Source organism: Pseudoneobacillus rhizolycopersici (assembly GCF_054786815.1).
The window spans coordinates 1-13,517 of record NZ_JBTOOE010000007.1; the positions used below are offsets into that span (position 1 = coordinate 1).

Sequence of the window (13,517 nt, forward strand, 5' to 3'; positions counted from 1 at the left end):
TTAATTAGGTTGAAAATTATTGTTGACACTTTTACACAATTAAATGGACTTGACTATTTTTTCCTACAAAACCTACCGAACTTCCTTTACTTCGGTAGGTTTTGTAGGATTTATGGTAAAAATCTATCCAAGTTGTGCTTCCTCTGGTGAATTTTCGCTATTAAAAACGTACCTAAGTTACATTTTTGGCTAGAACCTCATTCCCACTCCGCAAACCCCAAATAGTAAACCTCATACCTCGGCATCTCAACAAATCCCATTTTTAACGCGATCGTGATGGAGTCCTTCCGGAAATGCTCGGTGGTCCAGTGAGGAATACCGCCCCTCTCCAGACATTCCGAGATAAAGGCCATTGCCATATTCGAGGCTATACCCTTACCACGATGTTCTATGCCATAGGTATTTATTCCAATTTCGTATTCAACTCCGGAAACAAAAGCAGAAATGCAAGTTCCGATAACTTCGCCATCTTTCAAAACACAATAGCCAAGGCCGTGCCGATAAAAATCGTCCAAGGTCTCCCAGAATTTTAAAATTTCACAATCAATCAAATCATAACCAGCTAGAGTCTCATCAATAAGAGCTAATTCATAACCATGAGCAATCTCCGTTGACCTCTTTTCAACAAAATCTATAAACCGTCGGCGATCAAACACAAAAGGAACTCTTAATCCTTTATTTAACGGTACCCGAAAAACGTCATTCATGACCTTTTTCCAATCCTCATAAGGATATATCTCTAAATTGAAATCATTGTCCCCAATCGCTAGGGCAGCAGGCTTTATTATATCTATCATAAAATTATCAAGTTCTTCAATAAAAGATAGATTTCCGCTATTTCCAAGCAAATAAAACATTTCCATCTTCGCCCATACAAAAGCCGTGGTAGGGGATTCAGTGCAATCAACAAATACTCTTCCGCGATTATTACCGTCAAGAACCCCATTGATGACAGGATGTTTTTCTAACCCAAGCCCTTTCAACAGTGGTTTGATTTTCGAAAAATTATTTAAACTAAGTTCCATTATCATAAATCATTTTCCTCACAATCTATTATTATTTTTCAGAGATAAAGAAAAATAAATATAGAAACGCTTTCCGATTATTCGTTCCAAAACACCCCTATTCTTCAATAAATTTCCTGACAAACTAGTTTAACATACATTCCATGCATAAATCCATGACAACAATGAATAAAAAACAACAAAAATATAGACTTCTATATACTATTTTGCTATTATAAAATACAAGATATGTCTAACATAAAAAAAGGGATTCCTAAGTGGATTCCCTTTTTTTATGTTCATTTTTGATTTACCACTTCGCCATTTTTATTTTTTAAGAATGCATCCATGGCACTTAACAATTGATCAAGATCATCTACTAATGGAGAATGACCGCAATCCTTAAGTTCAATAAAGGTTGCTTTCTGGCCTAAATCCTCTAAGATTTCTTCGGTCATTTGCACAGAAACTATATAATCCCGATCCCCCCGTAAAACGAGTACTGGTATGTTTATTTTATTCACAAGTCCATTTCCGACAGCAGCCACATTATCGACTGTACTAATATTAAATGTATTTAAAGCATGATAAACTTCGGCTAAGTTCCGCTGCGTCAGCATATCATCAATATATTCCTCATAAAGTTCTGCAGTCGGTTGATTCTTCGTATAAATCGAAGAATTCCAAACAGTTCTTAAAAAGTCTCGGTCGCCACGATCATAAGCACCTTGAATTGGTAGTGTTCTAACCACATCAGTCTTAATTTCCTCATAAGTTTGAAAACGAAGATTAACATCCAGATGACCATCATTATTCAAGCCAAAGAAAGGATATCCTCTCGTTGAAGCTGAAGCTAGTAATATTAATTTATCGCAATAGTTAGGATGGTCTGCCACAAATTGCATGGCAATCGCCCCACCTGTTGACCAGCCGGCCACTGAGAAATCCTGTAAACCAATGGCATCAACAAAAAACTTTACATCATCGGAAAAATCTTTGATTGAGTTAATTGGAGTGAGATAACTAGAACCCCCAAATCCGCGGAGATCTAGAGCGTACATCTTATAATCATCGTCTAGGTTTTCTAATACTAGATCCCAATGCCTTGAAGATGTCATATTTCCATGAATCAATAATAGATTCTTTGCTCCGCCTTCTCTTTCACGGTAGGTCAATTTCTCTCCATTCGGTAATAGAACTTCCTTCATTACGATTTGTTTCATTTGCATGTCCCCTTTCTCCTATTGATTGTTTCGTAATTCAAAAAATTTACAGTCTTAAATTCCTTCGACAGCAGCAATGTAAATTCCTGCTTAATGGAAACCTACCGCTCGATCTGCCCACTATCAAACTCTCTGATTATGAATTTTCGGCTAGGTTCTGCATAAACAGGCATGCTTCCTCGATTGAATCAAACAAATGCTCAACTTCATCTTGTACATGGGTGACTTTAATTCTCCACTGTTTCTTATCCGGGTTTTCGTTAACACCAGCCAATTGAAATCGTACAACAAATGATGCAATTTGGTTAAGCTCCATAGAAACCTCCTAACCAGCCAACTTCTCCACTTTTTTTACTTCTGGCTTTTTCTTCCGTTTTTTAAACAAGGTTCTTAGTGTTCCAACGATTCCAAGCGGAAAAAACATGACGGCTAAAATATAAATAATCCCAAAGAAGATAATCCATCTTTCAAAAATCCAATGTTCCTTGGCAAGCGCTGTCAACCAATGATGAGCAAATTCAATTAGACCAGCTCCGATAATAGCGCCTACTAATGTGCCAACCCCACCAATAATAGTCATTAACAGGGCATCTAAGGTTATATCCATCGTGAAAACGCTCGTATTAACGAAACGAAGTGAAATGGCATACAAAATTCCAGCAATTCCAGCAACCATTCCGGCTAAAATACTGGCGATAATTTTATAATTTAATACTTGGTAGCCTAGTGATTCAGTTCTTTGTTCATTTTCGCGAATGGCCTGAAGGACGCGTCCTAAAGGCGAATTGGTAAATCTTTTTAAAATAAAAAATACTGCAATCATACAAATAAGGCTAATAAGGTAGAAATCGGTGCGATCTTTTAACATTTCTGGGACACGAAAGGTAAAGCCATCGTTACCGTAAGTCAGTGTACGCCATTTTTCTGCCAGTACAAGAAATAATCCTGACAAAGAGAGTGTTAACATCGCATAGAAATGGCTTTTTAACCGTAAAGTCAATAATCCAACAAAAAAACTAATGACAGCTGTTAACAATAAAGTTGTTAAAATCGCTAAGAAAAAGTTCATCGTTGTCGGCTCAAAGCGTTTCATAAATATCCCCATTGAATAGGCACCGATTCCAAAGAACATAGCGTGCCCAAAGGAAACAATTCCGGTATACCCAAGAAGAATGTCGTAACTCATTGCTAAGATCGAAAAGATAAACACTTGTGTTAATAAAATAAACATACTGCGAGAATCGTAGACAAATGGTAAAAGAAGCAAAAAGGCTGCTACGATTAAATAGATTACATTGGCACGTTGACTTCGTATCCAATTCATTTCTTTCACCCCTTCATCCCAAATAAGCCTTGTGGTCTAAACACTAATACAATAGCCATCAAAAGCATATTGGCTGCCAGCGCTAAATCGGGTACATAATAGGCCATAAAGGAACCTGATAATCCCACTAAAGCCGCAGCAAGCAATGATCCTTTAAAGCTCCCCATTCCGCCAATTACGACGACGATAAATGCTAAAATGGCAAATTCTAAGCCCATATCAGCATGGATGACACCCGAATAAGGTCCAAGTAACACGCCACTTAATGCTGCCATCCCGGCTCCTATCATAAATACAAACATAAATACCTTTTGGATATTGATACCAAGTGACTGTACCATTTCCTTATTCATCACGCCTGCACGAACGACGAGACCAATTTTCGTCTTCGATAGTAAGAATTGAACTCCAGCAAAGACTAGTAACCCTACCCCAATAATAAATAAGCGATATTTAATAATAATGACTCCGCCTAGTTCCCAGCTTCCCGCCAAGTAGGATGGAGGTTTAGCTGAAAGTTGATTCGGTCCCCAGACCACTTTTAACATTTCGGATAAAACAAGCATCAAACCTAATGTAATCAAGATTTGCTGGACATGATTTCCATAAACCGGCTTGATAATCCACTTTTCGGTAAGGATACCGAGCACAAAACCGCAAAGAATTGCGCCAATGATGCCGATGAAAAAGCTCCCTGTTTGCGAATAAATCCAAATGCCGCTGTAGGCTCCCCATGCAAATAAGCCGCCGTGAGCAAAGTTTAAAACATCCATTAATCCAAAGATTAATGTAAGTCCAGCGGCCAATAAAAAAATTAACATCCCGGTTGCAAGACCGTTTAATGATAAATTAATGAGAACTTCCAAATGCTTTCACCCTCCTTCCTACGCAATACCTAGATACTTCTTACGCATTTCCCCATCTTGTTTTAATTGATCCATTATGCCGTGACTTACGGTTCTACCATCATCGATGATGTAAAAACAATCGCCAATGGTGCTTGCCATCATAAAATTTTGTTCAACTAAAACAATAGTGGTCTGTGCCTTCATTTGGACAATCGATTCCATTACTTTTTCAACGACTATCGGCGCTAAGCCTTTACTAGGCTCATCTATTAGGAGTAGTTCATTATTATTAATGTAAGCTCTTGCGATGGATAGCATTTGTTTTTGCCCACCGCTTAATAGACCACCTGGTTTCTTCCAAAATGTTTTTAAATCGGGGAACAAATCTAAAATATAATCCATTCTGGCTTTTGTATCGGCATCTTCCTTCTGAATAGCAACCTTCATATTTTCCTCGACCGTCAAGCCGGAAAAGATCCCTTGATCTTCCGGAACATAGCCTATCCCCTTTTGCGCAACAGTGTGGGTAGGTAGCTTCTGTATTGCTTCACCTTTAAAATGAATTGAACCAACACTTGCAGGATTTAAGCCCATGATGGTTCTTAGTGTTGTCGTTTTCCCAGCACCATTTCTTCCTAATAAGACGGTGACCTCACCTTTTTTAACTGTAAGTGAAATTCCTTGCAAAATGTGATATTGTCCGATATATGTCTCAACATTTTGAAGCGTTAACAACTCACTCATCGTAAAGTCCTCCTAAATAAGCGGATTGTACTAATTCATTTTGCATGATTTCATCGGGTGTGCCGTCCGCTAGCAATCTTCCGTTAAACAACACCATCACCGTATCGGATAAATCTAAAATCATGTCCATTTTGTGCTCGATTAAAATGATTGTTCGATTACCTTGGTCTTTGATTTTTTTAATGACCTCTAAAATAGCAGGAACCTCTTCTAAAGACATTCCAGCTGTAGGCTCATCAAGTAATAGAACTTCTGTTTCTAATGCTAGCAACATAGCAATTTCAAGTTTTCTTTTTTCACCATGAGCTAAGTTTTTCGCTAAATAATCGCTTTTGTCATCTAATAAAACGAGCCTTAGCCACTCGATCGCTTTCGATTCGAATTGTTTATAATGTTTAAAGTGGGCTAACATTTGGTATCGAAGTCCAGCCTGTGATTGAACAGCAAGCCTAACATTTTCCATAACCGTTAAATTTGGAAAGACATTCGTAATCTGAAACGATCGACCAATGCCCTCACGAGTTCTTTTTGTTGGACTAAATTTGGTAATATCCTTTCCTTTAAACAAGATTGACCCACGTGTAGGGGATAATTGACCACTTAGTAAATTAAAAAAAGTCGTTTTTCCAGCACCATTCGGACCAATGATGGACTTGAATTGATTTTTCGGAACCGAAATAGTCACCCCATCAACGGCGGTATGCCCACCAAAGTTAATGGTTAAATCTTTTGTTTCAATTAAGGTCGTCACTAACGTTCACCTCGTTATATATAGACATAATGAACTTCGGTAAAATTACCGAAGTTCATGTAAAGAATTAGTTTCGAACCGGAGGAGCCGTTTCATCCGGTGTTAATTCACGAACTAACACTGGAACTGGGTAAGGTACTCCGTCTACTTTTTCTAACTTGATTGCGTATAGGCTTTGTAATGCTTGATGGTCTTCAGGACGGAAGGTCATTGTCCCTTTCGGTGTATCAAAGCTCATTCCTTCCATTGTGCTAATCAGAGTATTAGCATTTGTATCGCCCTCTGTTTTCTTTAACGCTTCGACAATTGCAATCGCCGCACTCATTCCACCAGGTGTAAATAGGTCTGGAACATCTCCATTAAAACGCTTTTTATGTTCGTCAACTAACCATTTATTGATGTCGTTTTGTGGTAAGTTATGATAATAAACAGTAAATCCTTCCATACCGATTAATGCTTCCATTGTAGCTAGAGCAGGGATATCCGGAGCTCCTGTTGAGATTTTAATTCCTTTTTCTTGAACCTTCATATCTGCAATTTGATTCCAAGGAGAGTTAGCTCCTGCCCATACTACGAATAAATAATCCGGTTTTGCATCAATAATCTTTTGAATGTTTGATGTAAAATCAGTTGCAGCAGGATCTGCATATTCTTCATGTATAATATCTGCACCTAGTTTCTCAGCCGCTTCCTTAAACGCCGCTACTCCATCACGACCAAACGAATAGTCTGGAGCTAATGTAGCAATTTTTACCCCTTCCCCAGCAATGGCAGCTGCACCAGCAACCGCATCTTGAGACGAGTTACGTGCTGTACGGAAAATATATTTATTAAACTCAGAACCTGTAATACTATCGGCAACAGCAGGTTCAACAACCATAATTTTTTCATATTCTTCTGCAAGTGGTAATACTGCTAAAGTGTCACCAGAGCTTGACGATCCTACAAGAAAATCAACACCATCTTCTTCTAATAATTTGGTTGCTTTCTGGACTGCTACTTCAGGCTTTGTTTCAGTATCTTCAATAATAACCTCAAGCTTTCGACCAGCAACCTCCATTGTTCCACCAGTTGCATACTCCAAACCTAGCTGGAAACCTTGGATTGTTTGCTTACCGTATGATTCTAAACCACCTGTCTGTGAAGCGAGGAGACCAATTTTGATTGGTTCACTATTTGTTTCTTCAGATTGATTGTTGTTCCCGTCATCTTTTGGCTCTTTTGACGTTTCTTTCGAACTTGAACTACATGCGCTTGTAAAAATCATTAAGAAAGCAAGCAATTGAATAAACAGCATTTTTCGTGAAAGTCTTTTCACTTTGTTTCCCCCTTGTTTCGTTTTTTGAAAATTCTAAAGCTTTGACATCATCATATAAATTAATAGTTACAGAGAAGTTACACAAAAAAAGGATGGGGCTCCCATCCTTTATTTATACATCTGCTCCTGATATTTAGTTGATTCTAAGATCATATCATACATATGTTTCGTAGGCTCTAGCGGTGAAACCCCTAGTTCTTCTTCTAAAATTTCAATGCATTTTTCATACCACTTCATCGCCTTCGGACGGTTATTCTTTCGGTAATAACAATACATTAATAGTCGGTAGGCCTCCTCCCAAGTTCGATCACGTTCTAGTATTTGTTCACACCAGCCGATAGCCAAATCATAGTTTTCGTTCTGCACATACAATTGAGCCATCTTTTCAGCTCCACGCAGAAACAAGACTAACAGTTTTTCTCGCTTACTTATACACCAATCCTCATACCTTCGTTCTGGTAAGTAGTCTCCCTTATATATCCTTAACGATTTTTCTAAATATTGCTTCATTTTATCGCGGTTTGTTTCATTTAACCCTGCTTCAATCCAATCCTGAAACAATATTGTATCTAATTCAATTGCGGCAACAGGATTTAATCCATATGAACTCCCATCTCGAATAATAAAAAACGGAGTCGACCTAGCCTTTCGGTGAGGTTCCAGAGTATTATTAAGAGCATTCATAGCTACTTTAAAATCCCGGTCACCGCTTTGTTTATCCAAAGCTGGCCATAGCGTTTGAGTAATCTCTTCCTTTGTAAAAGTTTGTTTCGGGTGAGTGATAAATAATTGAAATAATTCCTTTGCTTTATCCCGCTGCCAATCTTTTTCGGTTAATTCTTTTTCTCCTAACCACACTCTAAACGGACCTAACGATAGAATACGAATAGAGTAACCCGGATGGGATTCTACGCTCTTCATCCCCATATCTTGCAGTAACTTCGTAGCAAATGGCCGCTCAATATCAAGCCTTGAGCATTCAATTAACATAGGAATAAATACTTGTAAATCATTGGGTCCGAAAAGGGTTCGTTTACGGAGAAGAAACTCAAAATGAAAGATTTGGACCATTTTAATAAATAGACTTATTTCAAGCATAAATTCTTCTAACTGATTTTTAGTAAAGTAAATATATGCCTTCCAAAAATGGCAAAGAGTTTCACCGTAGGAATCTTGACAATCTTTAAAATTTTGTTCTGCAACCAGTAAATAATCGATGCCTTCTTCGAGATGGTCATTTAAAATATTGGTTTTACCTAAACTCAAATTTATTAATGATGACAACCAATAATCCTTTACTTTATCTGTTTCTAGCAGGGCTTTTTTCCCAGCCTCTATGGCTCGCTCATAATCTTTTTTCATTCCATATAATCCACATAATCCCATTAACGGTTCGGCTTTACCACGAGAAATTTGTAATTTTTCCATCATTTCCAGTGCGGTTTCATAACAACTCTCGGCTAAACTAGAATCATATTTACTGCCAATTAGAACAGAATGTCCCATCCGAATCCAACCGCAAGCCTCTACAAATGGTGCCTTCAGCTTTATACCCAATTGAATCCCCGATTGCGCTAATTCTTTTGCCTCTCGTTCATTCCCAGTAAAAGCCTCTATTAAGGATAACAAAATATTGGTTTCACGGTGTGATTTCGGAAGATTAGCAGTTATTTTATACGGAATCGATTCTTTTTTTGGCATTAAGAGCCGTTTCGCCTCTGTAAATCTTCCCGTACGCAAAAAAATTCTTGCCTCCAAATTACTATCTTCCACAGTGACATCCAGTGATTTTGCTCGATTTAACCAATATTCTGATTTATTCGGCTTTCCTTGATTTAGTAGATTTTCTGCTAATAAATAATAAAGTCTACCTGTTTCTACTGGCGACTCAACACCTGAACTTTCCCTTAGCTTAATCGCTTCATAAAGCAGCCTTTCCGCTTGATATGGCTGAATTGTATCAAGATAGATTTTGGCCCTTCCTTCTAAAACTTGACTCATCCTGATATGATTATTCTTTTTTTCATAGAGATGATAGGCTTTTAAATAGCATTCCTCCGCTTCACCAAATTGCGAACGATACCGATAAATCTCACCTTTTAAAAACCAAAGAAACTCATACCGGTCAATTTGATCTTCCGGGATTATTGATATATAGTCTAACAAGCTTTCCATTTTTCCTGTTTCTAATATCTCGCTACCTTTATCTTCTAAAATAGCACCTATAGCAGGAAAATAGGTCATTTTTTTATAGTGGTTTAGGGCTGTTTCCCACAAACCCTTTTTTTCATAAAACCTCGCTGCCTTTTCATGCAGGATTCGGAACTGACCTGGTTGCTGATGCTCGAGTCTAGTTTCTAAAAACTCTTTAAATAATGAATGAAAACGGTATTGCTTGTCCCCTATTTTTTGGATAAATAAATTCCTCTCCACTAATTGTTCTAGCAACACATTAGAGGTAATTGTTCCAATGATTTCATTACAAATATCCTCCGTCAGCTCTTCTAGAATGCATACCTGCTCTAAAAATTGTTGAATCATTAATGGTTGCTTAACAAAAACCTCCATAGCTAAATAATGAAACAAGTCTTGTAGGGTGGAGTATTCCTTAAGTCTGAGAAGGTCCTTATCGGTTGGAACTTGTTGGGCTATTAGGCAAAGTGCAATGACCCATCCTTCCGTTAACTGATAAATTTTACCAAGCTCACTTTCAGGTAATTCCAAATCGTAATTATCTAAAAGAAGAATTTCGACCTCTTCGATTGAGAGAATTAGGTCCTCTTTTGTGATTTCTAATAATTGGCCGCTTACCTTCATTTTTGTTAACTGTTTCCAGCTAGGTCTGTTTCTACTTGAAATGACCAAATGAATATGTGAGGGAATATGACGGAGGAACGTCTCCATCCAACTATTAATCGTATAAGAATGATCAATTTGGTGAAAATCATCTAAGATTATGGTTAATGGGCCATCAATTTCCAACAGTTCGTTTATGAAAAGAGAGCAAAGCAAGTTCGTTTCTTCTTCGCGAATATACCTATCCATTTCATTCATATAAAGCAATAGTTCATTTCCAAAGGTAGGATGGATGTTGCGAATCGAAAAAGTAATATAGGTTAAAAATGGTAATATATCATCATCTGTCGACGAAAGGGAATACCAGCATGCCGTCCGATTTTCATCACGCAAAAATAAGGCAAGGGCCGTACTCTTTCCATAACCTGCACCCGAATGGATTAAAGTAAGTTGATAATCTGTCATTTTCTTCAGTTTTTTAAAGAGATCCGATCTTCTTAACAAATTATCATTAATTGCAGGGACAAGGAGCTTCGTTTTAATAATTGGGAATTTCAAACCAACTTCCTCCCATAACATTTTTCGTAATATTTACACTATTTTACCATATTATTAAGGTGAACAAACAAAAAAAAACTAGGAAGTTTAACCTTCCTAGCAAGCTTTTATTCCTCTTCAACACCAAGTAAGAAATCGGGATTTAAATCTTCGAATTGATCATCGAAGTTTGTTCCCCACTCATCATCTTCTTTACAGTCACGGAAAACTTTTACGCATATCTTTGTTTCGCCGATTACCTCAACTAAAAATTCCCTTTCAACATGTACGATGATTTTGTTACCATTAGGCGAGATTGCACATTCACAACAATTTGGTTGCTGAAGTACTCTTGCAACAATTTCTTGATCATCATAGCAATCAGGATCACGGTATTTAAGCTTGATGACATCTGTATAGGAAACGCGCTCCGTAACAACTTCTGTTCTTGTATTATCGTTAAAGGAGTACCAAACATTAATGTCATAGGAGCCGCAAATTTCTACCGTTTTACCGATTTTTTTCGCCTCGTATTTATGGTTGATGATCCAACAGCCAAGGATACTAGTTGGGCTATGTTCCGGGCGAATAGTATGATTGGACTCAGTAAATTTGCGTCCTTTCGCTACGACCGCCTTCGCAAAAATCTCTCTGTATTCTCCCATATCGAGCGAACCCTCCTCATTCATTTTCAATTCATCCTATGCGGGACATTAGACTAGTGTGCGAGAAATATTACATATAGTGGATAAAAGTTTAGTCATAATTCATCATATGCTTTAGTGGGCAGGATGTTCCTAGGCAGAAAAATATCGATAAATTCTATATATTTTATGCATAGTGGTATACTGTTAGAATGTGGGATTGAAGGAAGGGACAAAAAAGACCAAGCTAGTCGTTAGCCTGGTCCAATCTATTAATGGTCGTGATCGTGATCATGGTGACAGCCGGATTGATTTTGTACATTGGCCCCAGTTTCACCACGAAGAACATCTCCACCTGTAGAAGTAATAAGTTCATCCGTTACAGTGTTGGAAATTGTATTAGCGATTAATTGAAGTAGTTCATTAACCTCAACTTGGGATTGTTTAAATTCCTTTACAATTGGAATCGCATCTAATTCTGCCTCAATCGAAGTAATTTTATTTTCAACACGCTTAAGTGCCTCTGGTTTCCCATAATGCTGTAGGTTGACAGCCTGTTTTTGCAATCCTTTTATTTCCGAAATGTATAAACGAACATTTTCATTTGAATGAATTTGTGCTTCCGCACGTTTAAAGAAATCTACTTCATCTGTTTCAGCAATCATTCGTGCAAGTTCTTTTGCACGGAGGACAATATCATCTTTTGTATATTTTGCCAACCTAGTTCACCTCAACTAATTCTTCAACCATTTCTCCGTTTAAAGACCATGTCTTTGCTTCATTAATTTTTACTTTGACAATTTTACCAATAGCTGTTTTTGGAGCCTTGAAATTGACAAGTTTATTTTTTTGTGTGTAACCAGCTAATATATCAGGGTTATTTTTACTTTCACCTTCAACAAGCACTTCCACAACTTGTCCCTCGTACTTTTTCATGGCTTCAGCTGAAAGTTCGTTAACAAGATTGTTTAAACGTTGTAAACGTTCTTTCTTAACATCCATTGGAACATTATCAACCATTTGGGCTGCTGGAGTACCTTCACGCGGCGAATAAATAAAGGTATAAGCAATTTCATAACCAACTTCCTGGTATAAGGAAAGAGTTTCTTCAAATTGTTCATCCGTTTCATTTGGATAACCAACAATAATATCCGTCGATAAAGATACATCCGGAATCGCTGCTTTAATCTTACGAACCAGTTCCAAATACGATTCACGAGAATATTTCCGGGCCATTATTTTTAATACATCTGTCGATCCGGATTGAACTGGAAGATGGATGTGCGGCATTAAATTCCCGCCTTTAGCCAATACTTCAATTAGATGATCATCGAAATCTCTTGGATGACTTGTTGTGAACCGAACTCTTGGGATATCAATCTTACGGATATCATCCATTAAGTCACCAAAGCCATATTTAATATCTTCAAAATCTTTTCCATAGGCGTTAACATTTTGCCCTAAAAGGGTAACTTCCTGGTATCCTTGAGCTGCTAACTGTCGAACTTCTTGAATGACATCTTCCGGTCGACGGCTGCGCTCCTTACCACGTGTGTATGGTACGATACAATAGGTACAGAATTTGTCGCAGCCATACATGATATTAACCCATGCCTTAATATTACCACGGCGTACCTTAGGAAGATTTTCGATTACATCTCCCTCTTTGGACCAAACTTCAATCACCATTTCTTTTGACATATATGCTTCTTGAAGAATGTTTGGCAAACGGTGAATATTGTGAGTTCCAAAAATCATATCAACATGTTGATGGGTCTTTAGAATCTTATTGACAACTGACTCTTCCTGTGACATACAGCCGCAAACACCGATTAGTAGATCTGGTCTTTCCTTTTTTAACGACTTTAAGTGTCCCAGCTCACCAAACACCTTATTTTCTGCATTTTCGCGGATAGCACATGTATTTAATAAAATGACATTTGCGTCTTCAACTGTAGCAGTTGCTTCATAACCAAGAGCCATGAAAATACCTGCCATTACTTCCGTATCGTGCTCATTCATTTGGCATCCGTAGGTACGAATGTAAAATTTACGTCCATCCCCCATGTTACGGAATTCTTCTGGAATTTGGAAATCGTTATGGTACTTTACTTCTTCTTTTCCTCGCTTTTTAGCGTCTTTTAATGAAGGAGCTTGAAAAACCGTTTCAAAGTATTTGCTATAATCCTTTGCGGATTTTTTGTCCGAAGAATTAGTAGACTCTACTTGTCCGGATTCTAATCTTTGTTTCTCATTCATTCGCTTGTAAATCCCCTTTCTCGGTAATTATTTTATGATAAAATCTTAGCCAAAAACATCTTTCATGAT

General features: G+C 37.6%; 12 protein-coding genes. All 12 read right to left on the reverse strand.

Annotation, left to right across the window (positions count from 1 at the left end; all coding sequences use genetic code 11):
* Positions 1-197: 197 nt before the first annotated feature.
* The 12 genes from ACX9YW_RS09260 to miaB all read right to left on the reverse strand — a co-directional run bounded on the left by ACX9YW_RS09260 (position 198) and on the right by miaB (position 13,448).
* Positions 198-1,031 carry a GNAT family N-acetyltransferase gene (locus ACX9YW_RS09260; RefSeq protein WP_460345268.1) on the reverse strand — a complete coding sequence of 278 codons (834 nt, stop codon included), beginning with the start codon at positions 1,029-1,031 and terminating at the stop codon, positions 198-200.
* A gap of 272 nt (positions 1,032-1,303) precedes the next feature.
* On the reverse strand, positions 1,304-2,227 hold the full coding sequence (phaZ, locus tag ACX9YW_RS09265) for an intracellular short-chain-length polyhydroxyalkanoate depolymerase (protein WP_460345271.1): 924 nt from the start codon (positions 2,225-2,227) through the stop codon (positions 1,304-1,306).
* A gap of 136 nt (positions 2,228-2,363) precedes the next feature.
* The gene (locus ACX9YW_RS09270) at positions 2,364-2,543 is read right to left on the reverse strand and encodes a hypothetical protein (RefSeq protein ID WP_460345274.1); all 180 of its coding nucleotides are present in this window, start codon (positions 2,541-2,543) and stop codon (positions 2,364-2,366) included.
* Between the two features lie 9 nt (positions 2,544-2,552).
* A complete protein-coding gene (locus ACX9YW_RS09275) occupies positions 2,553-3,551 on the reverse strand; it encodes a branched-chain amino acid ABC transporter permease (RefSeq protein ID WP_460345277.1) in 999 nt (332 codons plus the stop codon).
* A 5-nt stretch (positions 3,552-3,556) separates the two neighbouring features.
* A complete protein-coding gene (locus ACX9YW_RS09280) occupies positions 3,557-4,417 on the reverse strand; it encodes a branched-chain amino acid ABC transporter permease (RefSeq protein ID WP_460345280.1) in 861 nt (286 codons plus the stop codon).
* A gap of 18 nt (positions 4,418-4,435) precedes the next feature.
* Positions 4,436-5,143, reverse strand: a complete 708-nt coding sequence (locus ACX9YW_RS09285; protein WP_460345283.1) for an ABC transporter ATP-binding protein — start codon at positions 5,141-5,143, stop codon at positions 4,436-4,438.
* Positions 5,136-5,894 carry an ABC transporter ATP-binding protein gene (locus ACX9YW_RS09290; RefSeq protein ID WP_460345286.1) on the reverse strand — a complete coding sequence of 253 codons (759 nt, stop codon included), beginning with the start codon at positions 5,892-5,894 and terminating at the stop codon, positions 5,136-5,138. Before ACX9YW_RS09290 ends, ACX9YW_RS09285 begins: the two co-directional genes overlap by 8 nt.
* Before the next feature lie 67 nt (positions 5,895-5,961).
* Positions 5,962-7,191: a substrate-binding domain-containing protein gene (locus tag ACX9YW_RS09295; RefSeq protein WP_460345883.1), complete on the reverse strand. Its 1,230-nt coding sequence runs from the start codon at positions 7,189-7,191 to the stop codon at positions 5,962-5,964.
* A 129-nt stretch (positions 7,192-7,320) separates the two neighbouring features.
* On the reverse strand, positions 7,321-10,566 hold the full coding sequence (locus ACX9YW_RS09300) for a winged helix-turn-helix domain-containing protein (RefSeq protein ID WP_460345289.1): 3,246 nt from the start codon (positions 10,564-10,566) through the stop codon (positions 7,321-7,323).
* A 107-nt stretch (positions 10,567-10,673) separates the two neighbouring features.
* The gene (locus ACX9YW_RS09305) at positions 10,674-11,210 is read right to left on the reverse strand and encodes an outer spore coat protein CotE (protein ID WP_460345886.1); all 537 of its coding nucleotides are present in this window, start codon (positions 11,208-11,210) and stop codon (positions 10,674-10,676) included.
* 251 nt (positions 11,211-11,461) lie between these two features.
* The gene (locus ACX9YW_RS09310) at positions 11,462-11,908 is read right to left on the reverse strand and encodes a YlbF/YmcA family competence regulator (protein WP_460345292.1); all 447 of its coding nucleotides are present in this window, start codon (positions 11,906-11,908) and stop codon (positions 11,462-11,464) included.
* Between the two features lies 1 nt (position 11,909).
* Positions 11,910-13,448 (reverse strand): tRNA (N6-isopentenyl adenosine(37)-C2)-methylthiotransferase MiaB, encoded by a 1,539-nt coding sequence (gene miaB / locus ACX9YW_RS09315; protein ID WP_460345295.1) that lies wholly within the window; start codon positions 13,446-13,448, stop codon positions 11,910-11,912.
* Positions 13,449-13,517 lie beyond the last annotated feature (69 nt).